This window comes from Streptosporangium sp. NPDC002524, from assembly GCF_040295985.1.
Taxonomy (GTDB): domain Bacteria; phylum Actinomycetota; class Actinomycetes; order Streptosporangiales; family Streptosporangiaceae; genus Streptosporangium.
This window is the reverse complement of sequence record NZ_JBEOWK010000004.1, coordinates 158,204-184,595: the sequence shown is the minus strand read 5'-3', so window position 1 is coordinate 184,595 and position 26,392 is coordinate 158,204. Positions and strand designations below refer to the sequence as shown.

Annotated in this window: 24 protein-coding genes; 18 read left to right on the top strand and 6 right to left on the bottom strand. The window is 70.9% G+C overall.

The window, feature by feature from the left end; genetic code table 11:
* Positions 1-3: 3 nt before the first annotated feature.
* A complete protein-coding gene (locus tag ABT053_RS07890; RefSeq protein ID WP_350968127.1) occupies positions 4-924 on the bottom strand; it encodes a sulfotransferase in 921 nt (306 codons plus the stop codon).
* Positions 917-1,891 (bottom strand): family 3 encapsulin nanocompartment shell protein, encoded by a 975-nt coding sequence (locus ABT053_RS07885; protein ID WP_350968126.1) that lies wholly within the window; start codon positions 1,889-1,891, stop codon positions 917-919. Before ABT053_RS07885 ends, ABT053_RS07890 begins: the two co-directional genes overlap by 8 nt.
* 307 nt (positions 1,892-2,198) lie before the next feature.
* On the opposite strand from ABT053_RS07885, the gene ABT053_RS07880 reads away from it, so the two are divergent.
* The 7 genes from ABT053_RS07880 (at position 2,199) to ABT053_RS07850 (ending at position 9,233) form a co-directional block, all read left to right on the top strand.
* On the top strand, positions 2,199-2,381 hold the full coding sequence (locus ABT053_RS07880; RefSeq protein ID WP_350968125.1) for a lysine biosynthesis protein LysW: 183 nt from the start codon (positions 2,199-2,201) through the stop codon (positions 2,379-2,381).
* 16 nt (positions 2,382-2,397) lie between these two features.
* Positions 2,398-3,261, top strand: coding sequence for a RimK family alpha-L-glutamate ligase (locus tag ABT053_RS07875; protein ID WP_350968124.1), 864 nt, complete (start codon positions 2,398-2,400; stop codon positions 3,259-3,261).
* Complete coding sequence (argC, locus tag ABT053_RS07870) at positions 3,258-4,283, top strand: N-acetyl-gamma-glutamyl-phosphate reductase (protein WP_350968123.1); 1,026 nt, start codon at positions 3,258-3,260, stop codon at positions 4,281-4,283. The genes ABT053_RS07875 and argC overlap by 4 nt, the downstream gene beginning before the upstream one ends.
* 252 nt (positions 4,284-4,535) lie before the next feature.
* On the top strand, positions 4,536-5,486 hold the full coding sequence (locus ABT053_RS07865; RefSeq protein WP_350968122.1) for a transketolase: 951 nt from the start codon (positions 4,536-4,538) through the stop codon (positions 5,484-5,486).
* The gene (locus tag ABT053_RS07860; protein ID WP_350968121.1) at positions 5,483-6,445 is read left to right on the top strand and encodes a transketolase family protein; all 963 of its coding nucleotides are present in this window, start codon (positions 5,483-5,485) and stop codon (positions 6,443-6,445) included. The genes ABT053_RS07865 and ABT053_RS07860 overlap by 4 nt, the downstream gene beginning before the upstream one ends.
* Positions 6,442-8,079, top strand: a complete 1,638-nt coding sequence (locus tag ABT053_RS07855) for an AMP-binding protein (RefSeq protein WP_350968120.1) — start codon at positions 6,442-6,444, stop codon at positions 8,077-8,079. The genes ABT053_RS07860 and ABT053_RS07855 overlap by 4 nt, the downstream gene beginning before the upstream one ends.
* Positions 8,080-8,087: 8 nt before the next feature.
* A complete protein-coding gene (locus tag ABT053_RS07850) occupies positions 8,088-9,233 on the top strand; it encodes an acyl-CoA dehydrogenase family protein (RefSeq protein WP_350968119.1) in 1,146 nt (381 codons plus the stop codon).
* 352 nt (positions 9,234-9,585) lie between these two features.
* On the opposite strand, the gene ABT053_RS07845 is transcribed toward ABT053_RS07850, so the two are convergent.
* Positions 9,586-10,164, bottom strand: a complete 579-nt coding sequence (locus ABT053_RS07845) for a CGNR zinc finger domain-containing protein (RefSeq protein WP_350968118.1) — start codon at positions 10,162-10,164, stop codon at positions 9,586-9,588.
* A gap of 245 nt (positions 10,165-10,409) precedes the next feature.
* Here ABT053_RS07845 and ABT053_RS07840 point away from each other — a divergent pair, with 245 nt between their 5' ends.
* The 8 genes from ABT053_RS07840 to aroC all read left to right on the top strand — a co-directional run bounded on the left by ABT053_RS07840 (position 10,410) and on the right by aroC (position 20,442).
* The gene (locus ABT053_RS07840) at positions 10,410-11,990 is read left to right on the top strand and encodes an aldehyde dehydrogenase family protein (RefSeq protein ID WP_350968117.1); all 1,581 of its coding nucleotides are present in this window, start codon (positions 10,410-10,412) and stop codon (positions 11,988-11,990) included.
* Between the two features lie 5 nt (positions 11,991-11,995).
* Complete coding sequence (locus ABT053_RS07835; RefSeq protein ID WP_350968116.1) at positions 11,996-12,562, top strand: type II toxin-antitoxin system RatA family toxin; 567 nt, start codon at positions 11,996-11,998, stop codon at positions 12,560-12,562.
* Positions 12,549-13,571, top strand: coding sequence for a ketoacyl-ACP synthase III family protein (locus ABT053_RS07830; RefSeq protein ID WP_350968115.1), 1,023 nt, complete (start codon positions 12,549-12,551; stop codon positions 13,569-13,571). The genes ABT053_RS07835 and ABT053_RS07830 overlap by 14 nt, the downstream gene beginning before the upstream one ends.
* A 64-nt stretch (positions 13,572-13,635) precedes the next feature.
* On the top strand, positions 13,636-14,805 hold the full coding sequence (locus tag ABT053_RS07825) for a 3-deoxy-7-phosphoheptulonate synthase (protein ID WP_350968114.1): 1,170 nt from the start codon (positions 13,636-13,638) through the stop codon (positions 14,803-14,805).
* A 38-nt stretch (positions 14,806-14,843) separates the two neighbouring features.
* Complete coding sequence (locus tag ABT053_RS07820) at positions 14,844-17,396, top strand: non-ribosomal peptide synthetase (protein ID WP_350968113.1); 2,553 nt, start codon at positions 14,844-14,846, stop codon at positions 17,394-17,396.
* Between the two features lie 322 nt (positions 17,397-17,718).
* On the top strand, positions 17,719-18,051 hold the full coding sequence (locus tag ABT053_RS07815; RefSeq protein WP_350968112.1) for a hypothetical protein: 333 nt from the start codon (positions 17,719-17,721) through the stop codon (positions 18,049-18,051).
* A gap of 7 nt (positions 18,052-18,058) precedes the next feature.
* The gene (locus tag ABT053_RS07810) at positions 18,059-19,261 is read left to right on the top strand and encodes a 3-hydroxybenzoate 6-monooxygenase (protein ID WP_350968111.1); all 1,203 of its coding nucleotides are present in this window, start codon (positions 18,059-18,061) and stop codon (positions 19,259-19,261) included.
* Positions 19,258-20,442 (top strand): chorismate synthase, encoded by a 1,185-nt coding sequence (gene aroC / locus ABT053_RS07805; protein ID WP_350968110.1) that lies wholly within the window; start codon positions 19,258-19,260, stop codon positions 20,440-20,442. Before ABT053_RS07810 ends, aroC begins: the two co-directional genes overlap by 4 nt.
* 176 nt (positions 20,443-20,618) lie before the next feature.
* Here aroC and ABT053_RS07800 read toward each other — a convergent pair whose 3' ends face one another.
* From ABT053_RS07800 to ABT053_RS07790, 3 genes are all read right to left on the bottom strand, one after another.
* On the bottom strand, positions 20,619-21,431 hold the full coding sequence (locus tag ABT053_RS07800) for a DUF1684 domain-containing protein (RefSeq protein ID WP_350968109.1): 813 nt from the start codon (positions 21,429-21,431) through the stop codon (positions 20,619-20,621).
* Between the two features lie 109 nt (positions 21,432-21,540).
* Entirely contained in the window at positions 21,541-22,029 is a 489-nt protein-coding gene (locus tag ABT053_RS07795; protein WP_350968108.1) for an NUDIX domain-containing protein, read from the bottom strand.
* A 13-nt stretch (positions 22,030-22,042) separates the two neighbouring features.
* Positions 22,043-23,410 carry an NsdA family TPR-like regulatory protein gene (locus ABT053_RS07790; protein ID WP_350968107.1) on the bottom strand — a complete coding sequence of 456 codons (1,368 nt, stop codon included), beginning with the start codon at positions 23,408-23,410 and terminating at the stop codon, positions 22,043-22,045.
* A gap of 170 nt (positions 23,411-23,580) precedes the next feature.
* Between ABT053_RS07790 and ABT053_RS07785 the strand changes: the two genes are divergently transcribed.
* From ABT053_RS07785 to ABT053_RS07775, 3 genes are all read left to right on the top strand, one after another.
* Positions 23,581-24,276, top strand: coding sequence for a hypothetical protein (locus ABT053_RS07785; protein ID WP_350968106.1), 696 nt, complete (start codon positions 23,581-23,583; stop codon positions 24,274-24,276).
* Between the two features lie 71 nt (positions 24,277-24,347).
* Positions 24,348-25,250, top strand: coding sequence for a hypothetical protein (locus ABT053_RS07780; RefSeq protein ID WP_350968105.1), 903 nt, complete (start codon positions 24,348-24,350; stop codon positions 25,248-25,250).
* Entirely contained in the window at positions 25,193-25,828 is a 636-nt protein-coding gene (locus ABT053_RS07775) for a class I SAM-dependent methyltransferase (protein WP_350968104.1), read from the top strand. Before ABT053_RS07780 ends, ABT053_RS07775 begins: the two co-directional genes overlap by 58 nt.
* Positions 25,829-26,392 lie beyond the last annotated feature (564 nt).

Here is a 26,392-nt window from a genome sequence, read left to right as displayed (position 1 = left end):
CGCCTACCTGGTCGGCAGGAGGGGGTACCCGTAGCGGGTGAGCACCGGCAGGGCCGCCGCGGTCGCGGCGGCGATCTCCCGCGCGGACAGCGCGGTGCGCCAGCGCTCGTCGGAACGGATCCGGGTGTCGCCCTTGGACAGCCGGTCGGGGTTGCCGGTCACCGTGTGGTTCTCCCGGAGCGAGACCACGCCGGTCTCGTCGACCGGCGGCTCTCCCGCCAGCCCGGCGAACCGCATGACCCGCTCGACGACCTCCCGCGGCCGGTCGCAGAGGTCCTCGTGCCTGACCCGCAGGTACCGGTCGGGGGCGGCCGATCCGACGAGCTCCGAGGCGACGTTGAACGCGCTCCAGTAGCCGCTGCTGCGGGCGGGGCTCATCGGGTCGATGTACTCCTTGGCGTTCTTGTAGGAGAACGCCGTCGCGCGGGGGTCGCGCACCATGTGCAGGACGCGGACGTCCAGGTCCGTACGCCCCAGCAGCGCGGCGGCCTCGGCGGGGTACTTCGAGCCGTCCACGATCAGGCGCTCGCCGCCGTTCGCGGCCAGCGTCCGGTAGATGCCGGCGGTGCGTCCGAGCGCCTCCACGACGCCGGGCGCCGTCGGCGTCCTGCCCTGGGCCTCCGCGAGGCGGGTCCTGGTGTGGCGGGTCCGCAGCAGGAAGCGCTGCAGGATCGCCATCCGGCGCGCGGCGCCGGCCTGTGCCGTGCCGCCCGCCCCGAGAACCGAGGACCAGACGTCGCACGCGGTCAGGTCCCTGCCGCAGCCGCAGCTGGAGTTGGTGCCGGCGTTCAGCACGCCGTTGCGCCACAGGTAGTGCAGCTCGCCCACGTGCAGGACGCCGGGGAGCTCGCCGAGGACGTTCCCCAGCAGGGTGCTGCCGCTCCGCATCCACCCGGTGATGTACAGGATCCGCGGGTCACCCATGGCGACCACCCCACGACAGCGTCATCAGGTGCTGGGGCAGGTGCACGGCGAGGCCGACGCGGCTGCTCGCCTCGACGAGGTCGGCGCCGTCGGGCCCGGCGCCCCGGCGCAGCGTGATGGAGGAGGTGCCGGGCAGCAGCAGGGTGAACGCGGCGCGGAAGTCCCCCATGAGCAGGGTGTCCTTCGGGATCATGCGTGTCCTCGACACCGTGATCCCGGCCACGGCCAGCCGGCCGAGCATGCCCGTCCTGACCATCTCCCAGTAGACGGCGGGGTGGGCGACGATGCCGTCGCACGAGCCGCCGGTCTCCTCCACCTCGGCGGCGGCCTCGGTGGCCGCCTCCTCGAGGCCGAGGCCGGTCTTCCGGTCACGGGTGCCGGGCAGCCGGAGCAACCCGGTGATCGCCCCGTCCCCGGTGCCGTGCAGCAGCGCCTCGTTCTCCGCCACCGACAGCCGGACGAGCACGCGGTAGTCGACGTACGGGGCCAGCAGCGCGGGCTCCCCGAGGATCCCCTCGGGCAGCGGCACGGAGACGGTGAGGTCGGTGAGCCGCGCCCGCTCGATCCTCGGCGCGAAGGCGGCCTCGGGGGTGGCGGCGTAGGAGGTGCCCGACTCGCTCAGCTCTCCCCGGGGAGGCTCGTGGACGTAGGGCGCCGGGCCGCCGGCCACCGGCGCGGTCTTCAGCAGGTGGCGCACCGGATAGCGGGGGCGGGACGCGAAGAGCGGGAACGCGGCGGGCAGGTGCACGCCGTAGGGCACCACCAGGTCCCCCCGCTCGCCGGTACGCTCACCGGTCGGCTGACCGGCTCGCCCTCCGGCCGCGCTCACGGCCGCCGCGAACTCCTCGCCCGGTGTGCGCTCGGCGGCCGGCGTGTGCTCTGCGGTCGCGAAATCGAAATCAAGGTCAGACGGAGCCGGGTGCGCGCCGTCGCCGTCGACGGCCGGACTCTCTGCGATCCCTCGCATTACCCCTCCTTCTGGAGACTTCTGGAGATCCTCTGAAGATCTCCGGGGGCTTCTGGTGACTTCCGGTGACTTCCAGCGATGACGACAAGCAGGCTAATAATCACCACTGAAGAGCCTAGTCATCCGGCACTCCATATTTCGGCCCCTACCCAAGAAGCGATGCTTATGAGCTAATAGCCCTACATTATGAGAACACCTCATAAGCAGCGTCGTTCATTTCGAGTAAAAGCACTTATTAGCAATTCCACGGGAAATGGGGTTACGGTTTATAAGACAATCTCGGACAACTACGAACAGGGATGAGCTCATGCAGAAGGTTGTGAACGGCCCCGAATGCCCTGAGTGCGCGGCCGAGGTGACGATCGACGGAGACGCCAGGGTGAGCGAGATCGTGGAGTGCGTGGACTGCCGGAGCGAGTTGGAGATCGCCTCCGTCCAGCCCCCGACGCTCACGCTGGCACCGGACGTCGAAGAAGACTGGGGCGAGTAGCGGAGGGAGCCGTGCCATGAATTCCGTAGCACCTCACCTCGCCGTCCTCGCCTCACGGGTGCGGTTCGAGGAGAAGAGCATCATGGGCGCCCTCGAACGACGCGGCGCCCGATTCGAGCACCTGGACCCCAGGTCGCTGTTCGTCGCGGACGGCTCGGCCTGGACCGGCCCCACCCTCGTCCTCAACCGCGAGGTCGGGCACTTCCGCGCCCTCTACGCGGCGAGCGCCCTGGAGTCGGCGGGGGTGACGGTGCTGAACAGCGCCGCCGCCACACATCTCAGCGGCGACAAGTGGCACACGTCGGCGGCCCTGCTGAACCGCGGGCTGCCGACGCCCAGGACCGCGCTGGCGATGACGACCGAGGCGGCGCTGGAGGCCCTGGACGACATCGGCTACCCGGCCGTGATCAAACCGCTGGTCGGCTCGTGGGGCCGGCTGGTGACCAGGGTCACGGACCGCGCGGTGGCGACGGCCGTACTCGAACACGTCGCCGCCCTCCCCTCCCCGCAGTCGCACGTGATCTACCTGCAGGAGCAGGTGCCCAAGGCCGACCGGGACCTCCGCGTGCTCGTCGTGGGCGGCGAGGCGCTCGGCGCGACCTACCGCAAGGGTGAGGAGTGGCGCACCAACGTGGCGCGGGGCGCCGTGAGCGAGTACTGCCCGCTCGGCCCCGTCCACGCCAAGCTCGCCGTCGCCGCCGCCGAGGCGGTCGGCACCGACATCGCGGGCGTCGACCTCATCGAGGACATGGACGGGCACCTGACCGTGCTCGAGGTCAACGACCGGGTGGAGTTCAGGGGCTTCCAGGAGGCCCACGGTTCCAGGGTCGACGTGGCGGACGCCATCGCGGCCCACCTCATCGCGAGAGGAGAGACATGACACGCGTCGCGGTCGTCGGAGCCGCCGGCTACATCGGCGGCGAGCTCCTGCGCATCCTGACCACCCATCCGGAGGTCGAGCTGGCCGCCGCCACCTCGCGGCGCCTGCAGGGCCGCCAGATCGACGGGGCTCACCCCAACCTGAGGGGGAGGACCCGGCTGGCCTTCTGCGCGGAGGACCAGCTCGACCACTACGACGTGCTGTTCCTGGCGACACCGCACCGGGAGACGATGCGCCGGATGCCGGAGTTCCTCGACAGGGCCGACACCGTCATCGACCTGTCCGGCGACTTCCGGCTGCGGTCCGCCGACACCTACGAGGACTACTACGGGGTCCCGCACGAGGCCACCGAGCTTCTCGACAGCTTCGTGCCCGGCGTGCCGGAGTTCCACCGGGAGCGCCTGCGCACGGCCGACCGGGTCAGCGTGCCCGGCTGCATGGCGAACGCCGGGATCCTGGGTCTCACCCCGCTGGCCGAGGCCGGGCTGATCAGGGACGAGATAACGGTCGACGCCAGGACCGGTTCCAGCGGAGCCGGGGCGACCGCGGGCTCGGAGAACCTGCACGCCGAACGCAGTGGCGCGCTCAGGGTCTTCGCCCCGACGCGGCACCGGCACGAGGCGGAGATCTCCCAGGCGACCGGGCTCCCCGTCAGCATGACGGCGACGGGGGTGGAGGCCGTACGAGGGGTGCAGCTGCTGTGCAGGGCACGCCTCGCCGACGGCGCCGGCGAGCGGGACATTCGCTCCGCCTACCGGGAGCGGTACGCCGACGAGCCGTTCGTCCGCGTGGTCGCCCAGCGGCGCGGCCTGCACCGGTTCCCGGACGCGAAGATCCTGTCCGGTTCCAACTTCTGCGACGTCGGCTTCGCCCTGGACCCCGAGTCGGACGGCGTGACGGTGATCGCGGCCCTGGACAACCTGGTCAAGGGCGGTTCCGGGAACGCGGTGCAGTGCATGAACATCCGGCTCGGCCTGCCCGAGTCCCTCGGGCTCGACTTCACCGGCCTGCACCCGAACTGACCGAGGCCCCGGCCTCACCGGCCCGAACCCCGAACCCCGAACCGACCGAGGCCTCGACCTCACCGACCCACACCCCGAACCGACCGAGGTCCCGACCTCACCGACCCGCACCCCGAATCCCGAACCGACCGAAGCCTCGACCTCACCGACCCGCACCCCGAACCGACCGAGGTCCCGACCTCACCGACCCGCACCCCGAACCGAGCGAAGCGAAGCCCGCACCCCGAACTGAGCGAGGCGAAAGGAGCAGACATGAGCAGCACCTCCACCCTGCCGGGTGCGACCCCGGCGGGTGAGATGGCCGACCCGGCCGCGGTGACCGGCCGGATCAGGGAACACATCGTGAACATGTGCGCGAGTCCCGAGGGCGGGCACCTGGGGGGCTCCATGTCCCTTGTCGAGGTCCTCGCCACCCTGTACTTCCAGATCATGCGCGTCGACCCTCGGGACCCGGGCGCGCCCGACCGCGACATGCTGCTGCTGAGCAAGGGACACGCGGGCATCGCCCTCTACGCGACCCTCTGCGAGGCCGGTTTCTTCCCCGAGGAGCGGCTCGCCGACTACGCGCTGCCGGGAAGCTCCTTCATGGCCCACCCGCACGCCGAGATCCCGGGCGTGGAGATGCCGTCCGGCTCCCTCGGCCACGGCCTGGCGCTGGGCGTCGGAGTGGCGCTCGCGGCCAGGCTCGGCCGCTCCGAGCGCCGGTGCTTCGTGGTCATGGGCGACGGCGAGCTCCAGGAGGGCTCGGTCTGGGAGGCCGCGAGCGTCGCCGCGAACCACGGGCTGGACAACCTGACCGCCGTCATCGACCGCAACCGCCTCCAGATCACCGGCGAGACGGAGTCCGTCGGCGACCTGGAGCCGCTGGCCGACCGCTGGCGGGCCTTCGGCTGGCGGGTCCACGAGGTGGACGGCCACGACGTCGCCGAGCTGACCGCGGCGTTCACCGCGCCGCCGGACCCGGGACGGCCCACCCTGATCATCGCCCACACCGTCAAGGGCAAGGGCATCCCCTTCATCGAGGGGCAGGCACGCAGCCACTACGCCAAGCTGGGCGACCGGCAGCACCGCCGCGCGCTCTCCGCCCTGCGCGCCGGCTCGGAAGGCCCGCGCGCCACCTCGGAAGGCCCGCGCCCTGGCTCGGAGGGCCCGCGTGCCCCCTCGGAAGGCTCGCGCGCCACCTCGGAAGGAGAACGGCGATGACCGCCACCACAGTGAAGACGCGCTCGTCCCGTGAGGTCTACCGGGACGTGCTCGTGGAACTCATGCCCGACGACGAGCGGCTGGTCTGCCTCGACAGCGACACCGGCCTGTTCAGCGGGGTCGACTTCGGCGAGGCGGGCGACAGGTACCTCAACCTGGGCATCGCCGAGCACACCCTCATGGGTGCCGCCGCCGGGCTCGCCAAGCAGGGGCGCGTACCCGTCGTGAACACGATGGCCGCGTTCGCCTCGACCCGGGCCCTGGAGGCCGTCAAGGTCGACATCGCGCTCAACAACCTGCCCGTCCGCATCGCCGCGACCCACTCCGGGGTGTCGGGCGGCCATCTCGGCCCGACCCACCACTCGCTGGAGGACCTGGCCGTGATGCGGAACCTGCCGAACATGACCGTCGTGGTCCCGGCCGACGCCGCCACCACCGACGAGCTGTTCCGCCAGGCCCTCACCCTGCCGGGCCCGGTCTACTTCCGGCTCGGCCGCAACGCCACCCCCGACCTCCCCGAAGGCCCGCCCGTACGGCTCGGGCAGGCGCGCACCCTGCGGGAGGGCGGCGACGTCACGCTCGCCGCCTGCGGCCCGTACCCGGTGCTCGCCGCCCTCGACGCCGCGGACCTGCTGGAGCGCGACGGCATCGCGGCGTCCGTGATCCACGTGCACACGGTCAAGCCGCTGGACACGGACACGCTCGCCGCCGCGGCGGGCACGACCGGCGTCGTGGTCACGGTGGAGGAGCACTGGCGCGCCGGGGGCTTCGGAGCCGCCGTCGCCGAGAGCCTCTCCGAGATCCTGCCGGTCAGGGTGCACCGGGTGGCGATGCCCGACGCGTTCGTACCGGTCTCCGGCGGCCAGAGATACCTCCTGGAGCGGGGCGGCATCACCCCCCAGGCCGTCGCCGCGCGGGCCAGGACGGCCCTCGGCAGGCCGAGGAGGGACCTCCGATGAAGGACCTGACGCAGGACGACTTCCGGTCCGCCGGATGGTGGCGTGACGAGACCGTCCTCGACGACCTCCGGCGTTCCGCCGCCAGCCACCCGGACAAGCCGGCGCTCGTCTGCTACCGCGACGGCGTCCCCGAGACGGTGACCTACGCCGAGCTCGCCCACCGCGTCGACCGCCTCGCGGCGAGCCTGGTACGGCTGGGCGTGGGCCGCGGCGACGTGGTGACCCTGCAGCTGCCCAACTCCTGGCAGCTCGTCGCGTCGATCCTCGCGTGCGCGCGGATCGGCGCCGTGGCGGGCCCGGTCGTGCCGATCATGCGCAGGCGCGAGGTCGAGTTCATGACCCGGCTCACCGCCAGCCCCGTCTACATCGCGGCGGCCGGGTTCCGCGGCTTCTCGTACGCGGACATGAGCGCCGAGGTCGCCCGCGCCGTCCCCGGCCTGCGCCACCGGGTGCTCCTCGGCGACGACGGTAGTGGGGGGATGGAAGGCGCGCTCGACTTCGACCGCGACCTGCTCGGCCCCGAACCCTCCACCCAAGAGATCGAGGCCCTCGACGCCCTGGAGGCCGGGCCCGACGACCCCGCCCAGATCGTGTTCACCTCCGGCACGACCGGTGAGCCGAAGGGCGTCGTGCACAGCCACAACACCCTGTACGCGATGAACAGGGCGCAGGCCGACGTGCTTCACCTGACCATCAGGGAAGTGACGGCGATGGGCTCCCCCACGACCCACCAGGCCGGATACACCTGGAACTTCATCATGCCGCTCATCCTGGGCGCGACGGCCGTGCAGGTGGACGCGTGGGACCCGGCCGTGATGCTGCGGATCCTGGAGGAGCGGGAGGTCACGTTCTTCATGGGCGCGCCCACGTTCCTCTCCGACCTCATCGAGGCGCAGCGCGCCTCGCCGAGGGACCTGTCCTCGCTGGTGACGTTCGCCACCGGCAGCGCGCCGATCGCGCCGCTCCTCGTGGAGGACGCGCGGGAGGTCCTCGGCTGCCGGTTGTACGCCCTGTGGGGCATGAGCGAGAACGGCTGCGTGACGATCACCCGTCCCGAGGACCCGGCGATGCGCGCGGCCGAGAGCGACGGCACCCCCGTACCGGGGATGGAGGTCAGGATCGTCGGCCGCGAGGGCGAGCCGGTGGCCGCCGGGCAGCCCGGCCTGCTCCAGGTCCGCGGCGCGGCCCAGTGCCTCGGCTACTTCCGCCGCCCCGAGGTGTACGCGGAGTCGATGACCGAGGACGGCTGGTTCGACACCGGGGACCTGGCCCGCGAGGACGGCTTCGGCGGCATCCGGATCACCGGCCGGGTCAAGGACGTCATCATGCGGGGCGCCGAGAACATCCCCGTCGTGGAGGTGGAGGCGGCCCTGCTGCGGCACCGCTCCATCAAGGACGTCGCGGTCGTCGGCTACCCGGACCCGCGGCTGGGCGAGCGCGCCTGCGCGATCCTCGTCGCGGCGGACTCCGCGGCGGACCCGCCGCTCACCCTCGACGACATGCGCGGCCACCTCGCCGGTCTCGGCATGGCCAAGCAGTACTGGCCGGAACGGCTGGAGGTCGTGCCGTCGCTGCCGAGAACCCCCTCCGGAAAGATCCAGAAATTCGCCTTGCGCGACCGGCTCCGGGCTTAGGACAGGTCATGGACTTCGAATTCACCAGTGAACAGCAGGCGCTCGCCAAGAGGGTGCGGGAGTTCGCGGCCGACAGGGTGGCCCCGTACCGCCACGAGAGCGACGTGCGGCGCGGTTACCGCGCCGGGCTCCTCGCCGAGATGGGCGAGGAGGGATTGTTCTCGCTGCGCGTCCCCGAGGAGTACGGGGGACGCGGGCTCGACGCGGTGAGCGCGGGCATCGCCCTGGAGGAGCTGGCGGCGGCCGACCTGTCGGTCTGCTACCCCGTGCTCAACGCCGCCCTCATCGGCGGCGTCCTGGCCGCGAACGGCACGCCGGGACAGCTGGCGGGCTGGCTGCCGCCGATCGCCACCGGCGAGTCGATCGTCGCGCTCTGCCTCACCGAGCCCGGCCACGGCACCGACGCCGCGAGCATCGAGATGCGCGCCGAGCCCGACGGCGACGGATGGGTGCTGAACGGCGAGAAGACCTCCATCATGATCGCCGCCTACGCCACGCACGGCCTCGTCTTCGCGCGTACGGGAGAGGCGGGGGCGCACGGCATCACCGCCTTCTACGTCCGGCTCGACGAGGAGAGGGTGACCCGTGAGGTCCTCTCCGACCTCGGCTGCCGGTCCGGCGGGCGCGGCAGGCTCGTCTTCGACGACGTCCGCGTCGGCCCCCGGGACGTGGTCGGGGAGCCGGGACTCGGCTTCGCCGCGGTCATGCGCGGGTTCGGCGTCTCTCGGGCGCTCATCTCGCTGATGGCACTCGGGGTCGGCAGGGCCGCCCTCGACGAGGCCGTCGCCCACGCGGGCGCCAGGGAGGCGTTCGGCGGGCCCATCGGCAGGTTCCAGGGCGTCGCCTTCCCCCTGGTCGAGCACGCGACCATGCTCCACGCGGCCCGGCTGGTGTCGTACGAGGCACTGTGGCTCGCCGACAACGGCATGGACCCGAGGGTCCCCTCCAACATGGCCAAGTGGTGGGCGCCGAAGGCGGCGATGGAGGCCGTCCACCAGTCACTGCTCACCATGGGCCACCTCGGCTGGTCGGAGGACGGGCCGATCGCGCAGCGGCTCAGGGACGTCATCGGGCTCCAGCTCGCGGACGGCACCGCGGCGGCCACCAAGCTCGTCGTCGCGAGGAAACTCCTCGGCCGTGAGAACGCGCCGTGAGAACGCGCCGTGAGAGCGCGCCGTGAGAGCGCGCCGTGAGAGCGCGCTGTGAAAACGTGCCGTGAGAACGCGCCGTGAGAGCGCGCTGTGAAAATGTGCCGTGAGAACGTGCCGTGATCGCCGGTGACGCGCTCCGCGTTCCTCGACGGTCCGCGTTCCTCGGTGCTCGGTGATTCTCTGTGAGGGGTCCTCGTTGACGTGACGGCATGACCGGTGACGCGAGCCGGGGAGACGGTTGACCGTCTCCCCGGCTCGTCGTGTCCTCCTGGACTCACCCGATCGGCCCGGTTCATCCGCTCTTCCCGGCTCAGCCGACCGTGTCGTACGCCCGGATCGCCCGGTCGTGCTGGGCTCACCCGGCCGCGCTGTGTTCCCGTTTCGCCTCGCGGTAGGTGCGCATCTTGGCCCGTGTCCCGCACACCGACATCGAACACCACCTGCTGCCCCGGTTTCGCGACCGGTCGTAGAAGATCCACTCGCATCGGTGCTCGCCGCACGCCTTGAGGCGCTGCCAGGAATCGTCGGCGACGGCGCCGGCGACGACCGCCAGCACCCTGGCCAGGGCCCCGCGCACGTCGGTCAGCGCGGGCCGGAGGCCGAGACTCCCGGCCTCCCCGCCGAACCCCACGACGAGCGGGCAGGCGCGCGCGACGTGCTCGATCGTACGGCGGGCCTGGAGGTCGGCGGGACCGCCGTTGTTCTCCCGCAGGAGCGCGCGGAGCGCCTCCCGCAGGATCACGGCGTCGCGGCGATCCAGCTCGTCCGGCTCCACCCGCGGGCCGTCGAGGCCGTTGCGTTCCAGCCAGGTGGCGAGACCCCGCGTGGTGGCGAAGTAGTCAGGGCCGAACTCCACATTGACGCTGTTGACGAATGCCTGCACCAGCGCGAGCGGACCCGGCGCCACGGCTCTGTCTCCCGGTTGTCGCTTCACCCTAACAATGTTACTACCGAAATGACTTCGCCGGTAGTGCGGCGCGGATGATCCAACGACGCCCCCGGAAGACCTCCACCACACCCGCCCCTTGCTTCGTATGGCATGGTTCGCGTTCGCATCCCGAGAAGAAGCTCTTATCGCACCCCCGTTGCCCCGCCCCTGTTACCGGCTTAGCGTAATTGCTGGTAACAGAAAAAACCGGCAGAGAAATCCGGAGCACGAGGAGCACGAAGGGAAGCGACGTGACCACCAGGGTCTATCCCGCCTATATCGGCGGCAAGGACATCACCGGCGACAGCGGGAAGTACGTCCACACGGTCACCACGCGTGCCGTCCTGGAGGACACCTTCCCCAGCCTGAGGCTCAAGCGCGACCTCGACCTGGGCCTCGTCGACATCGAGTCGGCCGGGGACGCCGTCGCGGGAGCGTGCGCCGTCGCCGACGAGGAGATGGTCGAGCTGGCCCTGGAGTCGGCGGCCCGGGCCGCCCCCGAATGGGCCCGCTTCCCGCTCGCCACCCGGATGGAGATCGGCTACCGCATCGCGGAACGCCTCGCCGAGCACCGCGACGAGCTGGTCGAGATCCTCGTCGCCGAAGGACAGCCCCGCTCCCTCGCCGAGGGCATGGTCGACGGGATCCCCCTCACCGGCTGGAGCCGGGAGACGCTCGGGTGGTGCGCCGCGCAGATGCGCTTCGACCGGCACGACGGCGAGCGCGAGATGATCCTGCGGCGCGTCCCCGACGGGGTCGTCTGCGTCAACCCGCCGCAGAACGCCGCGGTCGCCAACGCCCTGTTCGGCATCACCGCCCTCCTCGCCGGCAACGCCGTGGTGGTGCGGGCGCCGCGCGGGATCCCGCTCGCGGTCATGTACACGATGCGGGAGATCGTGGCGCCGGTGCTGGAGGAGGCGGGCGCGCCCCCCGGCACGCTCAACGCGCTCTGCGGGCCCCCCATGCTCGACGCCTGGCTGGCCAGCGAGCACGTCGACGACATCGTCTACATCGGCGGCAGCAAGAAGGGGCTCGCCCTGGAGCGCGACTGCGTCGCGGCCGGCAAGAAGCCCATCCTGGAGCTGGCGGGCAACGACTGCTTCGTGGTCTGGCGCGACGCGGACCTGGACGTCGCGGTGGAGAGCCTCACGCAGTTCTTCACGCAGTCGGGCCAGATCTGCAACGTGCCCAACCAGGTGATCGCCCACCCCGCGATCGCCGACGAGCTCGTCGAGCGGCTGGCCGTGGCCGTGCAGAAGATCCAGCCCGGCTACCCCGAGGAGCGCGGCGTCGTGCTCACCCCGGTCCTGATGGTCGACGCGTTCCACGCCTGCGTCGCCCAGGCCCTCGGGCAGGGCGCCACGCTCGTCCACGGCGGCCGCCGCCTGGAGGTGGACGGCTCCCCGTCGGAGACCGGGTTCTTCCTGGAGCCGACGATCCTGCGGGTCGACGGGCTCCGCGACTCCAGGTCCCTGTGGGTGGTACGCGACGAGACGTTCTTCCCCCTCCTGCCGGTCATCGTCCCCGAGCCCGGCGGTACGGACGACGAGCTGCTGGAGCGGCTCATCACGTTCGTGAACGGCAACGCGTACGGCCTGCGCAACTCCTTCTGGGCCACCGACCCCTCGGTGATCGACCGGTTCGCGGAGGGGGCCACCGGCGGCGGCCAGCTCAAGATCAACGACTCGCACGCCGGCTTCCTGCCGTTCCTCCCCACCCACGGCGGGACCGGCCTGACCGGCGGCGCCTTCGGGGAGGCGAACTACCTCATGCTGCGTGCCTCACACCTGCAGGGCGTCAGCATCGTCCGCCCGGCGACCGATACGGAGTGAACGACATGACATCTCGTACTTTCAAGGCGACCGTGTGGTGCTCGGCCGAGGACCTGATCGAGCAGCTCGGCGACGACCGGGCGTTCCCGGCGTGCGCCCCGGACATCCTCTCCGTCGAGGACATCGGCGGCGGGCTCCGCCAGTGGGTCCTCGCCTTCCGCGGCGGCACGGCCGAGTGGGTCCAGCACAGCCGCGACCTGGTCGGCGCGCAGCCGTACCGGATCGAGTTCGAGCAGGTCACCGGCGACTTCCACGACTTCAGGGGCTCCTGGACGACCGAGGATCTCGCCGAGGGCTGCGAGGTCACCTACCAGGTGGACTACTCCACGAGCGTCCCGCACCTGGCGGGCGCGATCGACACGGCCATCGGACGGGTGCTGCTCCGCAGCGTCCGGCGGATCCTCGACGGGATCTGCGGGCCGATCCACGTCACCGCGGGCGGCGAGTACCTGTGGGACGTCCCCGACGCCTCCGGCGTCTCCGGAACCTACGGCCCCTCCGGGTCCTCCGGCACTTCCGGCACTTCCGGCACTTCCGGCACGGAAAGGACACTCAGCGATGCGATTCGATGACATCTGGATCTCCGGCACGGGCGGCACGCTCGGCGACCTGGTGCCGATAGGCCGGGCCGTCGAGGACGGCTCGTACTCGGCCGAGGTCGCCGAGAGCACCGGGATGGTCTCCGTCTCCCAGTCCACGGAGGCTCCCCCCGAGATGGCCGTGACCGCGGGACGGCAGGCGCTCAAGGAGGCCGCCGCCCTCGGGGCGGAGACCGGCCCCGGCACGCTCTACCTGCACAGCCACAGCCACTTCCAGGGCATCGACATGTGGCCCGCGGCCTGCTGGATCGGCGGGGAACTGCTGGGCACCCACATGACCGGGATGCCGATGACCGTCTCGGCGGCGTCGAACGGCTCCCTGGCCTGCCTGGAGATCGCGGCGGGCATGCTGTCGGGACGCCCCGAGCTCCCCTCCGCCCTCATCACGGTCGCGGACCGGTTCGCCCCGCCCACCGACCGCTGGTACCTCTCCCCCGGCATGGTCTTCGGTGACGGTGCCGCGTCGGCGGTGGTCACCCGCGGCGGCGGCCGGTTGCGGCTGCTGTCCTGCGTCTCGGAGACCGACACGGCCCTCGAAGGCCTCTCGCGCGGCGACGAGCCGTTCCGTACGGCCCCCGAGCCGCAGCCCGACATGAGGCGCAGGACCCGGGAGTTCCTGACCCGCGGCGAGCTGTCGCTGCGCGACGTCCGCGCCAGGTCGGCGGCCGGGACCGCGAACGTCGTCTCCCGCGCGCTGTCCGACGCCGGCCTGTCCATGGACGAGGTCGACTGGCTCGTCACGCCGTTCGTCGGGCGGGCCCTGTTCAAGGAGAGCTTCGTACGCCCGCTGGACGCCATCCCCGGCAACACCCTGGCCGAGCTCGGCCTGACGATCGGCCACCTCGGCCCCGCCGACCAGCTCTACGGCCTGGACCACCTGCTGAAGGAGGACCTCCTGGAGCCCGGAGCCCGGGTGCTCCTCATCGGCACCGGCATGGGATTCACGTTCTCCGCGGCCGTTCTCGAGGCGCGCGACGCCTGACCACTCCACAGGACCTCGCAGTACTTCGCAGGACTCCACAGGACTCCACAGGAAGGAACCCGTCATGACCGTCACCCAGACTCCCGACGTGTCCCCCACTCCCTCTCTCGACTCCCGGGTCACCCCGGTCGAGCCGCTCCTCGCGCCCGCCGCGCTGCGGGAGGAGATCCCGATGTCGCCCGCCGCCGCGGAGACCGTGCTCAACGGCCGGTACGAGGTCGCCCAGGTGCTGAGCGGCCAGAGCGACCGGCTCGTCGTGGTCGCCGGCCCGTGCTCCATCCACGACCCCTGCGCCGCCCTGACCTACGCCGAGCGGCTGTCGGACCTCGCGCGGCAGGTGTCCGACTCGCTCGTGGTCGTCATGCGGGTCTACATGGAGAAACCGAGGACCCGCCTCGGCTGGAAGGGACTCATCAGCGACCCCCACCTCGACGGCTCGAACGACCTCAACAGCGGGCTGCGCGTGGCGAGAAGCCTGATGGTGGACATCCTGGAGACCGGCCTGCCGATCGGCTGCGAGTTCCTCGACCCGCTCACCCCCCGCTACTTCTCCGACGCCGTGTCCTGGGGATCGATCGGTGCCCGCACCGTCCAGAGCCAGGTGCACCGGCAGCTCACCAGCGGGCTCAGCATGCCCGTCGGCATCAAGAACGCGACGAGCGGCCACGTGGAGGACGCCGTCGACGCCATCGTCGCGGCCTCCAAGGGACACGTGTTCCCGGGCATCGACGACGAGGGCGTCGCCTCGATCGTCTCCACCAGCGGGAACCCCGAGTGCCACGTCGTCCTGCGCGGCGGCAGCGCGGCCCCGAACTACGGCCCCTCCGACGTGGCGGGCGCTCTCGAACTGCTGGGGAGCGCGGGGCTGCCGCAGCGCCTCTTCATCGACGCCAGCCACGGCAACAGCGGCAAGGACCACGAGCGGCAGCCCTACGTGGCCGCCGACATCGCGCGGCGGATCGCCGGCGGGGAGACCGGCATCGCCGGGATCATGCTGGAGAGCTTCCTGGCCGCCGGCCGGCAGGACCTGGTCCTGGGAAGGACGGAGCGCCTCGCGTACGGGCAGAGCGTGACCGACGCCTGCGTGGACTGGGAGCAGACCACCCGGATGATCGAGGAGCTCTCCGAGGCCGTCGAGACCGGGCGCTCCCTCCGGCGGGCCGGTGCCGAGGACACCCCCCTGCTGGCCGAGGCCCCTCTCCCCGCCGTCGCCACGCTGCCGGCCCTCGCCTGAGCCCCCTGTCCCACGCTACAACGAGAGGAACGATTCCCATGGAAACGACCAACTCGTCGCTTCCCCTCGCCCGTCCCGCCGCCGACGACCGGACCGGAGCGCCGCACCGGCACCCCATCCCCGTCCCCGGGAAGGCAGCCCCGCAGCGGGAGACGTTCGCGGTGGCGGCCCTGGCCGGGCTGCTCCACCGCTACACCGGGGAGACCGACCTGCTGATCGGACGGCGGTCGGGGCAGGGGACCGCCGAGAACATCCGGCTGCGGGTGTCGGGAGACACGACCGCCGCGGACCTGCTGGCCGAGATCGCCGCCACGCGGCCCGAGCCGTCCACCGGCGAGGCCTGTCAGGCCGTCGTCTCCACGGGAGACACCCCCGGCACTCTCGACGCCCCCGACGCCCCCGACGCCCCCGTGAACGGTGTCACCACGAACGGTGTCACCACGAACGGCGTCCCCTCGAACGGGGTCTCCGCCGGCGGCACCCCCGCGAGTGACGTCCCCGCGAGTGACGTCCCCTCGAATGGTGTCTCCTCGAACGGCGCCGCCACGAACGGTGCCGCCACGAACGGCGTCTCCGCGAACGGCGGGGAGCCGGGCCCGCGGGCCGCGCTGACCGTGCTCACCCGGGGCGAGGGCGACTTCGAGCTCGTGATGCCCCGGGCGGAGTTCGACGAGGACGCCGCCGCGCAGTACGCGCTGCACCTCGGGCGGGTCCTCGACGCCCTGGCGGCCGACCCGGCCGTCGCGCTGCGGGACGTCCCCCTGCTCACCGAGGAGGAGTCGCGGCACATCCTGGTCGACTGGAACCAGACCGACGAGCCCGTACCCGGCCTCTTCTTCCACGAGGTCGTCGCGGACATCGCGCGCCGGACGCCCGACGTGGTCGCGGTGGCCTGGCCCGGTGGCCGGCTGACCTTCCGCGAGCTCGACGACCAGGCCAACCAGCTCGCCCACCGGCTCGCCTCGACGGGGGTCCGCCCCCGCGACCGGGTCGGGGTCTGCTTCCCGCGCGGCGCCGAGAGCCTGATCGCGCAGCTCGCCTGCTTCAAGACGGCGGCGGCGGCGATCCTGCTCGACCCCGAGTTCCCCGACGACCGCGTCCGCTTCATGATCGAGGACGCCTCGGCCGTGGTGGTGCTCACCATGAAGGCCCACGAGCCCAAGGTGTCCGGGATCTGCCCGGTGCTCTCGCTCGACGACGCGGACTGGCGCGACGAGCCCGCCACCCCGGTCAGCGAGCGGGTGGAGGCCGGGGACCTCATCCACATCTGCTACACCTCCGGCTCCACCGGGGTGCCCAAGGCCGTCATGGTGCCGCACGGCGCGGCCCGCAACCTCATCTACAGCATGCGGGTGATCTGCGGCATCACCGAGAAGTCCCGCGGGACGTGGCTGGCGGCGCCCGGCTACGGCATGGTGGAGGTCGAGTGCTTCTCGGTCCTCGCCGCGGGCACCACGGTCCACATCCCCGAGCCGTCGGTCGTGACGTCGCCCGAGTGGCTGCGCGACTGGCTCGTCTCGGAGCGGATCACCCACACCCTGCTCATGAAGGCCATGGCCGAACGGCTGTGGACGCTCCACTGGCCCGCCGAGACCGAGCTGGTCAACATCAGGATCTGCGGCGAGCGCGTGCAGTCGTGGCCCTCCGCCGACCTGCCCTTCCACGTGTTCAACCTGTACGGCTCCGCTGAGGCGACGGTCGTGGCCACGTGCGACATCACCCAGCTCGGCGTGGACCTCGGCGAGGAGGGGCGCGCCCACCGCCTGCCGCCGATCGGCCGGCCCACGCCCAACGTCAAGGCGTACGTGCTCGGCGAGAACCTCGAAGTCCTCCCGCCGGGAGTCGTCGGCGAGATCTTCGTGGCCGGTGAGAGCCTGTCGGAGGGATACCTGGGCCGGCCCGAGGCCACCGCGGAGAAGTGGCTCGCCAACCCGATGGACCCGGTCCGCCACCCGGTGCTGTACCGGACGGGTGACGTGGCCCGCTACTGGACCGACGGGAGCATCGAGATCGTCGGCCGTACCGACAACCAGATCAAGGTCCGCGGCAACCGGGTGCACCTCGGCGAGATCGAGGCCGTCCTGGCCGACCAGCCGGGCGTGGGCCAGGCGGCCGTCCTGGCCAAGAAGGACGGCCAGGGAGACGTCCAGCTGGTGGCCTACATCGAGCCGGGCCCCGGCCCCGTCCCCGAGGTACGGGACGTCCGGGCGGCGCTGCGGCAGACGCTCCCCTCGTTCATGGTTCCGGCGGCGTACGTCATCGGCGGCCTCCCGACGACGACGAACGGCAAGATCGACCGGACCGCGCTCCCCGAGCCGCCCCGGTCCCGGCCCGAGGTCGGCAGCCCCTACCAGGAGCCGCGCGACGACATCGAGCGGTCCCTCCAGCAGATCTGGGCGAAGACGCTGGAACTCGAAGGCATCGGCATCCTCGACAACTTCTTCGAGCTGGGCGGGGACTCCCTGCGCGCCGCCCGCCTGACCGAGCGGATCCGCGAGGTCTTCGACGTCGACGTCGACATCGACGACCTGTTCGACGACGCCAGCATCGAGCGGATGGCCCGCACCATCGCGAAGGCGAAAAAGGACTGACCGCTGATTTCCATGGAACGACCCCGGAGAAAGGGCCGGCCCCGGTGAACACCGGGGCCGGTCCTTTCTCGTCGGGGAACACCACTTCGTCCGACCGTCTTACGACTCCTGCGCATTCACCTTTCCGGTTACCGCTGTTTCTTGTTCGCATCCCGAGAAGAATGTCTTATCACCGGCCCGTTGCCCCGCCCTGACCAGGGGAATACCGTAAAAACGACAGTCATAAGAATTGCCGTACACCTGGGAGACGAATCCGCGTCCGCGGAAACGGCGTCACCGGCGGAAACGGCACGAGGAATCGAATTCCGGAGGTGTCAGGCGTATGCAGGCCGCGGTCGTCTGGTGGGATCTGCGTGACTCGGACCAGACCGTCGAATCGCTCCGCGCGTTCCTGCGCGACGAGGCGGTGGACAGGTTCGCCACGATTCCCGGGCTGCGCCTGAAGTTCTGGATCTCCGACCGGAGGAGCGACCGCTGGGGCGCCGTGCTGCTCTGGGAGTCGGCGGAGGCCGCGGCGGTCCCGCTGCCGGCCAGGGCCGCCGAACTGATCGGGTTCCCGCCCGTCCAGCGCGCCGTCTTCGAGGTGGAGGCCACCACCGAGGGCGTCTTCGACATCGCCGAACTGGCGGGCCGTGGCCTGGCCCTGGAGGGATGACGAGGACATGGCGAAGATTCTCATCGCCGGTGGTGGCATCGGCGGCCTCGCGGCCGCGCTGAGCATCGCCGATCGGGGACACCGGGTGACCGTGCTGGAACGCCAGGCCACGTTCGCCGAACTGGGCGCGGGCATCCAGCTGGGGCCGAACGCCTTCCACGCGCTCGACCGCCTCGGGGTCGGCGACGCCGTCCGCGACCGGGCGGTCTTCATCGACGAGCTGCGCTTCATGGACGGCACGACGGGCGAGCGGGTGGCCAGCATGCCGCTGACCGGCGCCTACCGGGGACGGTTCGGCAACCCGTACGCGGTGGTCCACCGGGGCGACCTGTACCAGCCGCTGCTCGACGCCTGCCGCGCGTCCGGCGACATCGAGCTGCTCGGCGGCCGGCCGGTCACCCGGTACGAGCAGGGCCCGGCCGACGTCACCGCCGTCACGGACGCGGGAGACCGGTTCACCGGCGCCGCCCTCATCGGGGCCGACGGCATCCGCTCGGCCGTCCGCCGGCAGCTCGTCGGTGACGGCGGGCCCCGGATCTCCGGGCACACCATTTACCGCTCGGTCATCCCCATGGAGAACGTCCCCGAGGAACTGCGATGGAACACCGTCACCCTCTGGGCGGGCCCGAAGTGGCACTTCGTCCACTACCCGATCGGCGGCGGCAGGTTCCTGAACCTGGCCGCCACCCGGGACGACGACGCCCGCGAGGAGGTGACCGGCGAGCCCGCGGACAGGTCCCACGTGCTGGGCGAGTTCCCCGGCCTGAGCGACACCGCCCGCGACCTCCTGGAACTGGGCGAGGAGTGGCGGACCTGGGTGTTGTGCGACCGCGACCCGGTCGACCGCTGGACCGACGGGCGGGTCGCCCTGCTCGGCGACGCCGCGCACCCGATGCTGCAGTACGCCGCCCAGGGCGCGTGCATGGCCCTGGAGGACGCGGTGGTGATCGGCGGGCTGCTCGACTGGGACGAGGACGCGATCCCGCGGCGCCTGGAGAAGTACAACGCCGAGCGGCACGAGCGCACGGCCAGGACCCAGCTGGTGGCCCGCGAGATGGGGACGCGGCTCTACCACCCGGCGGGCGCCGAGGCGCGGGAACGGAACGAGATGCTGTCCTCCTTCACCGTGAACGACCTGCACGACAGGGTGGCCTGGCTGCACGGCGCCCGCGACTTCAGCCGCGGCCTCGGGGTGGGGGCGGCCCGATGAGCAGGTTGCGCTGGCTGACCGCGGGCGAATCCCACGGACCCGCCCTGGTGGCGACCCTGGAGGGCCTGCCCGCCGGAGTGCCGGTCACCACCGGCATGCTGGCGGACGCGCTCGCCAGGCGGCGGCTGGGGTACGGCCGGGGCGCGCGGATGAGGTTCGAGCGGGACGAGGTGACCGTCCTCGGCGGCGTACGGCACGGGCTGACCCTGGGCTCGCCGGTCGCGATCGTGGTGGGCAACACCGAGTGGGCCAGGTGGGAGCAGGTCATGGCGGCCGACCCGGTCGCCCCCGAGGTGCTGGACGGGCTGGCGCGCAACGCCCCTTTGACCCGGCCCCGGCCCGGCCACGCGGACCTGGCGGGCATGCAGAAGTACGGCTTCGACGAGGCCAGGCCGATCCTGGAGCGGGCCAGCGCGCGGGAGACCGCGGCGCGGGTCGCGCTGGGCACGGTGGCCCGCTCCTACCTGCGGGAGACGGCCGGGATCGAGCTCGTCTCGCACGTCGTGGAGCTGGCCTCCGCCAGGACCCCCGACGGCGTCCTCCCCACCCCCGAGGACGCGGGGAGACTGGACGCCGACCCGGTGCGCTGCCTGGACGCGTACGCGAGCAAGGCGATGGTCGCCGAGATCGACCGGGCCCACCGTGACGGCGACACGCTCGGCGGCGTGGTCGAGGTCCTCGCCTACGGGGTCCCCGTGGGTCTCGGCTCCCACGTGCACTGGGACAGGCGCCTCGACGCGCGGCTGGCGTGCGCCCTGATGGGCATCCAGGCGATCAAGGGGGTCGAGGTCGGCGACGGCTTCGGGCTGGCCCGTACGCCGGGGTCGAGGGCGCACGACGAGATCGTGCCGACGAGCGAGGGCGTCAGGCGGGCCTCGGGACGTTCCGGCGGGACCGAGGGCGGCCTGAGCACCGGCGAACCGCTGCGGGTGCGGGCGGCGATGAAGCCGATCGCGACCGTGCCCCGGGCCCTGGCCACCGTGGACGTCACCACCGGCGCCCCGGCGCGGGCCCACCACCAGCGCTCGGACGTGTGCGCGGTCCCGGCGGCCGGGATCGTGGCCGAGGCGATGGTCGCGCTCGTCCTGGCGGACGCGGTGGCGGAGAAGTTCGCCGGCGACTCGGTGACCGAGACCCGCCGCAACATCCGCGGCTACCTCGACCACCTGCCCGTCGGCTGACGGCCCCCGGCGACCTGGGATTGAAGAGCGGCACATCGAGGGACGGGCGAGCGTCTTGGGCCGGCCCCCTCGACGTGACGATCGCGTACTCGGAGGGGGAGCCGGAACTGAGCCGGCGGCGCCTGAAGCCCGCGGGAGGTGACGCGCATGAGGCCACGGGCGCGCTCGTCCGGACGTCAGCCGCGCTCGTAGGGGATCTTCTCGCCCGCCTCGATCGCGACCGGCAGCCGGTTCTCCGCCGGCGGCAGCGGGCAGGTGGCGAGGTCGGTGTAGGCGCACGGCAGGTTCGTGGCCCGGTTGAAATCCACGGTCACCTGATTGTCGGCATCGGGCACCCCGAGTTGCAGGACACGGTTGGCGGCGTAGGTGGTCACGCCGGAGGTCGCGTCGGTGAACAGGGCGATCAGGCTGCCCGGCGCGTGGCCGTTGAACACCGTCAGGCTCAGCGTCTGCCCGTCGAGCTCGAACTCGACCCGCCCCGGCGCGTCGTAAACGTGCCTCAGCCCTTCCACCGCCGCCCCGACCTCCGTCGGCCGGGGCTCGTCGAACGGCAGGTAGCGGCCGACGACCAACCATCGCGGGTCCGGCGGGAACACCGGAGTACCCGCGAACGCGACACGCAGCGGGTGGTCCGGGTGTCTAGGCCTGACGATGTCATGCCCGCCCCGCTTGGCCACCTCGATCACCGCTTCACCCCAGGTGGTATTGATCGAGCCCCGTTCGGGGATGTGGCCGAACACGTACCGGCCACGCACGGGCGTGCCGTCCACGACCAGTTCCTCCGCGTCGCCGAGGGTCACCACGACGCCCTCGCCGCCGGTCGACCACTCCCCTGGAGCATCCGGCAGTCGCTGCGGTTCGGACGTCAGCCAGTGCAGGTTCGTGACGGCGAGGAACCCGTGGGGATCGGCCAGCACCCTCTCGTGCCGGTGGTGCCAGTCCTGCCATTCCTGGACGTACGCGGCCACGTCGATCACTTTGGCTGCCATGGCTGCTCCTCAAGAATGCGCGAGATTTTTCATACTATTCCTACCTTTTAGATTGGTTTATGTCCAGCGTTGACCTTAGGACGACCGGAACCCACTCAACCATCAGGTCTCAGGGTCGGAACCCCTCGGTGGTTACCATGGGGCCGCCTGTCAGGTAGTTGATCAGCGCGGCGCGAGTGGTGGACACGAATGCCTGGGGTATCCGGTCTGCCGGGTGCCAGGCGACGCGTGCGTGTTTGCGAGGTTCGGCGTTGATCGGGGTGCCGCTCCAGGTGTCGGTGACGAAGACAACGGTGACGAAGCCGTTCGGCGCCTCGACACCCCAGGAGCAGTGGATGAGACCGGCTACTCGGAGGTCGGCGGGGTCTACGACCAGTCCGGTCTCCTCTTTCAGTTCGCGGGCCGCGGTCTGCGTGATCACTTCGCCCTTGCTCGCCTTGCCGACGGGAAGGTCCCAGTGGTTGGGGGCGAACTTCGCTCTGGCCGCTCGTTGTATGAGGAGGACTCGTTGCCGCGCCTGGTCGTGGACGATGACGGCGGCGACGAGGAGGGTGTGTGCTTCGAGCGCGGGGGGCAGGGCGGTGCCGGGCGTGGGCATGGACACGATCCTTTCACGCGGCGGTGGCCGCGTGCCGGATGCGCTGTTCCAGCAGGGCCGCGCCGGGGACGCCTCTGCGCCTGTATACGGCGAGGGTCGGTCGGATGCCCGCCAGGGCGGTTCTGCTCCGGCCTGACGCCATTCCTTCGGCGAGGTCGAGTGCCTGGTTCCAGGCTCCGATCGCCTCGTCGGCTCTTACCTGATCGGCGAGGCAGTCCCCGAGGTCCATGTGGGTGAGCAGGTGAACGCGGGGAAAAGCGACGGGGTCCCAGGATGTGAAGGCCGCCCGGTGCCGGGCCTCGGTGCCCACATGGTCGCCCATTTCAGTGAGCGTCCTGGCGGTGTGGGAGTCGACGGTGCCGGAGGCGGGTCCCATGAGGAGCGAGTATGAGGGTTGCGGATCGCCTGGTCGGGAGAGAGCGTCCTCGGCCGCGAGGAGTGCTCTCGCTGCTCCGGCCTTCTCACCGAGAGCGGCGTGGGAACGAGCGTGCGTGATGCGCAGAAGCGCTTCGGTGGCACCGTCACAGCGGCCTTTAGCGCGTTTGAGGGCCGCTTCGATGAGGTCCCGGCTGTGCTGATGTTCCTTCAGGCTGAGCGCTTGGTGGGCGATCGCGCGCATCATCCAGGCGGCGTGGGCGCCCGCGTCGGCCTCGACGGCGAGTTGGAAGCCGGTGAGGTAGTACCGCTGGGCCGCGCCCTCATGTCCGAGGTCGTGATGCTTCCAACCGAGCAGCCAGGCGAGCTCGGCAGTGGCACCGAACGCGTCGCGACGTGTCGCTTCGTCGGTGAAGCGACCGGACAGCATGGGGGCGACGGTGTCGGCCAGGTAGGCGGCAACGGTAGTCAGGCCGTGACCCCCGCCGAGGCGCTCATCGGCCGCGCCGAACGCTTTGGTGATCTGCCGGACGACGGCCACTTCTCTGGCGCCGACTCGCACGCTGCCGGTCCGTGCCCGCAGGAGCCTGCTCACCGCCTCTGAGTCGTAGCCGAGAGGCAGACTCACCCGGTCCGTGGTGTAGACGGCGATGGCGAGGAAGCTTCTGTTCTCGATATCGGCCCGGCTGAGCATGGTCACGGTTTCGACGGGGTGCGCGCCTGCCAGCACCGGCGACTCGTCGGTCTGGAAACCGAGCTGCGGCTTCGTCACCGGACGTCCGGCGCGGCGCGAGAGGGCCTCGACGAGGTAGCCGACAGGCCGTTTATTCGGTTCAACGCCCGCAACCCAATGCGAGATGGCGGACTTGTTCGTCCGCAGAACTTCCCCGTTCTCCGCAGCGACGCGCACAACGGCGCGCGCCACGCCCTCATAGCTCAAGCCCGAAGCCGCGATCATCTCCCGCAGCCGGTCGTTGGGGGAACGCCGGCCGGAGTACCTCGCCATCGGAACTCCCTATGGATAAACCGATTAAACGTTCTGCGACGCCATTGACCATAGCCGCCCCACGCCCGGAGAGCCACTCTTGGTAGGAACCCGAACGCGGAGCGTGAAAAAACCTCTTTCCTGCGGTCCCGTACGGGTGCCGCTGCCTGTCCTCTCGAACGGAGAACGAAGTGTCCACTGCCACCCACGACAAGATCAGCGTCGAGCTGCCCGAGGTGTTCGATCCGCGCTGGAACCGTATCCCCGGTATCACCGTGGACGGCCACCGCGTCACCCTCGACCCCGAGGAGTATTTCTTCAAGTTCACCAACCACACCTGGCTCGTCATCCCCTGGCAGCAGGTGCGGCGCGACATGCTCGACGCCCACGAGACCCCGGACACCTCGTTGGAGCAGCTCGCTCTGGACTACATCCGCGCCAACGCCACGCCGACCAGCGACGCAGCGACCGTCCTGCAGATCGGGTGGGAGGTGTACCGGTACGTGTTCCGCGCCGAGCATCTGACCGATCTCGGTATGCCGGAGATCACCGAGAAGCATCTGATGATGCTCCGGCAGGCGGGCACGTTCATGGCGCTCAACAAGGTCGAGCTGACCGGCGAGATCTCCAACATCGGGCCTGCCTGGTCTTCAACTCCACCACCCGCGCGGTGTTCGACCTCACCGACGCCGAGGGTGACCTGCTGGACGAGGTCTACCACGGCGGCTGGTTCAACGAGACCCGCCGTCTGGAGCTCGTGCGCGCCCACACCGCTCTCGGCGGCCGTCTCGTCCACGGATGCCAGTCCGTTCCGAACCAGACCGGCGGCGCGGTCGTCCCTTACGGCGCTCCGCTGGAGAAGTTCCGCAGCGAGCTGGCCACGATGAAGGACAGCTGGATCGCGTCCGTCGAAGCCTGCCGCATCCCGACGACCGATCGATAAGGAAGGCCCAGGACCTTGGACACCATCGAGGTGAACGCTCTACTCGTCCGGCTGCTGGACAACGTCGCGCAAGGGCCGGCCGAACGCGAGGAGATCCGCGTCTGGGCGCGTTCGGGCGTGGAACGCCTTCACCTGGCTGACGGCACCTCGGTGGTGTTCAAGTACGCCGAAGGCCCCTTCGCAGCCGAAGACCACGCCTTGGCGGTTGCCGAGGAGGGCGGGTTGCCGGTCCCGGCCCGCCTGGCGGTCGACCGAACACCTGGATTGCTCGGAATGCTGCTGACCGACCTCGGCCCGGCCGGTCGGCAGGCAACCGACGCCGAAGGTGCCGCTCTGGCTGTTCGCGTTCATGCCATCTGCGACACCAAAGACCTGCCGACCATGGACGGGGGGTGCCTGGCCGCGATGCCCGAGCAGATCCGTGCGCGTCTCGCTCACCTCGACGGCCCCGGATGTGACCTCGGCGCACTCACCGAGACCGCTCGCGGTCTGGCGAAGGTCGCCGATGCCCGCTCCGTCGGAACCGATCTTCCGCCGTTCGGGCTGTGCCACTCCGAATGGCATCCGACCTCCGTGCATCTCACGAAGACCGAGACGCACCTCCTGGACTTCGCGCGGGCGTTCCACGGTCCCGGGCTGCTCGACCTGGCGTCCTGGCACGGCACGATCGACGCTCCCGACACCGGCAAGCTCGACGAGCTCATCACCTCCTACGTCGCCGCCGCCGGCCCCGAGGAGGCGGCAGCCTCAAGGGGCGGGTTGAGTTCCGCCCGCTGGGCGCTCGGCTGGCACCGCGTCTGGGTGGCCGACTGGTTCACCCACCAGCTCACGATCGGGTGGGCCAAAGGAGCCGAAGACGCATGGATCTCCGCGATCTCCCGCCACCTTGCCGAAGCCGCACTTCTCCTGCGAGCCTGACCGTCCGCGACCGATTCGAGTGGACCCGAGCTGCAGGAATCGGCCCTCCACCCAAGGTATTCGGCGATCTGACAGGCAGGCGGGTCGTCGAACTCGGCTGCGGCGGCGGACACAACCTCGCCCACCTCGCCATCCATCACCACGCCGAGGGGGTCGGCATCGACCACGCCCCTCTCAAAATCCAGCGTGCCCTCAGCCCTGTGTGGTGCACCAGTTGGCGTGCAGACGCCGCGCCCCTCGTCGGCAGCCTTCTCGGCCTGCCCACCTGGGACCACATCGACCTGCCCCGCCTCCCGCTCACCACCAGCCACCCCAACGGTTACCTCTGGAAACGCGACACCATCACCCAGCTCTTCACCGACCAGCCACTCGTCTGGATCGACGACGACTTCACACCCGCCGATCACACCTGGGCCGGCGACCGCACCACGACCGGAGTCCTCACGATCCTGATCCAGCCGAACCCCTACCTCGGGCTGACAACTGCTGACCTCGAAGCGACCGGTCTTAACGAGATCGCAGAATGGCACTCGCGCACGCGCCGGAAAGGGCGTTCGCTATGGGGAATCCATGCCTGATGGCCCAGCCGACATGGAGCCGCTGACATGGCCCCCCTCCTTCCGTCCGTAACCCACTGGCACGCCTCCGATCCCCCGCAGGACCTGCGGACCGCACCATCGGTCAGCCGCGACCAGGCACTCGCCGCGGTGCGCCGGTGGCTTGTCGCGGGCCACCGAGCATCCCAGGATCCCCGATACCTGACAGCGATCGCCGACCTTGATCGGGGATGGACTACAGCGCGCATGGGTGGGTTGACCTTCGTCGCCTTCGCATGCGGCTGCCCGATCTCCTCGCTACCCGAGCAACAAGCGGGGCGGCGTCGATAAGCCGGATCAACAGGGGGGACGGCCTCGCTTTCGGAGTGCGGCATCCGTGTCGAAAGGCCGTATGACATGCCCGAACGCCTCAAACACGCGGGGAGGTGGAGCCGTGTACTGAACTTGACCTCAATAGGCGAGTTGGTGCCCGATACCACCACGTACCGCGTGTGATCACCGGCCGCCAACCGGTGGCCGGAACACCCATCCTGGAGTTAGATCAGCGATGCACCGAGGAAAGTGGGGCTATACCAGCCCCGAGGA

Coding starts and splice junctions, on each gene's coding strand:
- ABT053_RS07890 (WP_350968127.1), bottom strand. CDS start 924: ATGGGTGACCCGCGGATCCTGTACATCACCGGGTGGATGCGGAGCGGC.
- ABT053_RS07885 (WP_350968126.1), bottom strand. CDS start 1,891: ATGCGAGGGATCGCAGAGAGTCCGGCCGTCGACGGCGACGGCGCGCAC.
- ABT053_RS07880 (WP_350968125.1), top strand. CDS start 2,199: ATGCAGAAGGTTGTGAACGGCCCCGAATGCCCTGAGTGCGCGGCCGAG.
- ABT053_RS07875 (WP_350968124.1), top strand. CDS start 2,398: ATGAATTCCGTAGCACCTCACCTCGCCGTCCTCGCCTCACGGGTGCGG.
- argC (WP_350968123.1), top strand. CDS start 3,258: ATGACACGCGTCGCGGTCGTCGGAGCCGCCGGCTACATCGGCGGCGAG.
- ABT053_RS07865 (WP_350968122.1), top strand. CDS start 4,536: ATGAGCAGCACCTCCACCCTGCCGGGTGCGACCCCGGCGGGTGAGATG.
- ABT053_RS07860 (WP_350968121.1), top strand. CDS start 5,483: ATGACCGCCACCACAGTGAAGACGCGCTCGTCCCGTGAGGTCTACCGG.
- ABT053_RS07855 (WP_350968120.1), top strand. CDS start 6,442: ATGAAGGACCTGACGCAGGACGACTTCCGGTCCGCCGGATGGTGGCGT.
- ABT053_RS07850 (WP_350968119.1), top strand. CDS start 8,088: ATGGACTTCGAATTCACCAGTGAACAGCAGGCGCTCGCCAAGAGGGTG.
- ABT053_RS07835 (WP_350968116.1), top strand. CDS start 11,996: ATGACATCTCGTACTTTCAAGGCGACCGTGTGGTGCTCGGCCGAGGAC.
- ABT053_RS07830 (WP_350968115.1), top strand. CDS start 12,549: ATGCGATTCGATGACATCTGGATCTCCGGCACGGGCGGCACGCTCGGC.
- ABT053_RS07825 (WP_350968114.1), top strand. CDS start 13,636: ATGACCGTCACCCAGACTCCCGACGTGTCCCCCACTCCCTCTCTCGAC.
- ABT053_RS07820 (WP_350968113.1), top strand. CDS start 14,844: ATGGAAACGACCAACTCGTCGCTTCCCCTCGCCCGTCCCGCCGCCGAC.
- ABT053_RS07815 (WP_350968112.1), top strand. CDS start 17,719: ATGCAGGCCGCGGTCGTCTGGTGGGATCTGCGTGACTCGGACCAGACC.
- ABT053_RS07810 (WP_350968111.1), top strand. CDS start 18,059: ATGGCGAAGATTCTCATCGCCGGTGGTGGCATCGGCGGCCTCGCGGCC.
- aroC (WP_350968110.1), top strand. CDS start 19,258: ATGAGCAGGTTGCGCTGGCTGACCGCGGGCGAATCCCACGGACCCGCC.
- ABT053_RS07800 (WP_350968109.1), bottom strand. CDS start 21,431: ATGGCAGCCAAAGTGATCGACGTGGCCGCGTACGTCCAGGAATGGCAG.
- ABT053_RS07795 (WP_350968108.1), bottom strand. CDS start 22,029: ATGCCCACGCCCGGCACCGCCCTGCCCCCCGCGCTCGAAGCACACACC.
- ABT053_RS07790 (WP_350968107.1), bottom strand. CDS start 23,410: ATGGCGAGGTACTCCGGCCGGCGTTCCCCCAACGACCGGCTGCGGGAG.
- ABT053_RS07775 (WP_350968104.1), top strand. CDS start 25,193: ATGGATCTCCGCGATCTCCCGCCACCTTGCCGAAGCCGCACTTCTCCT.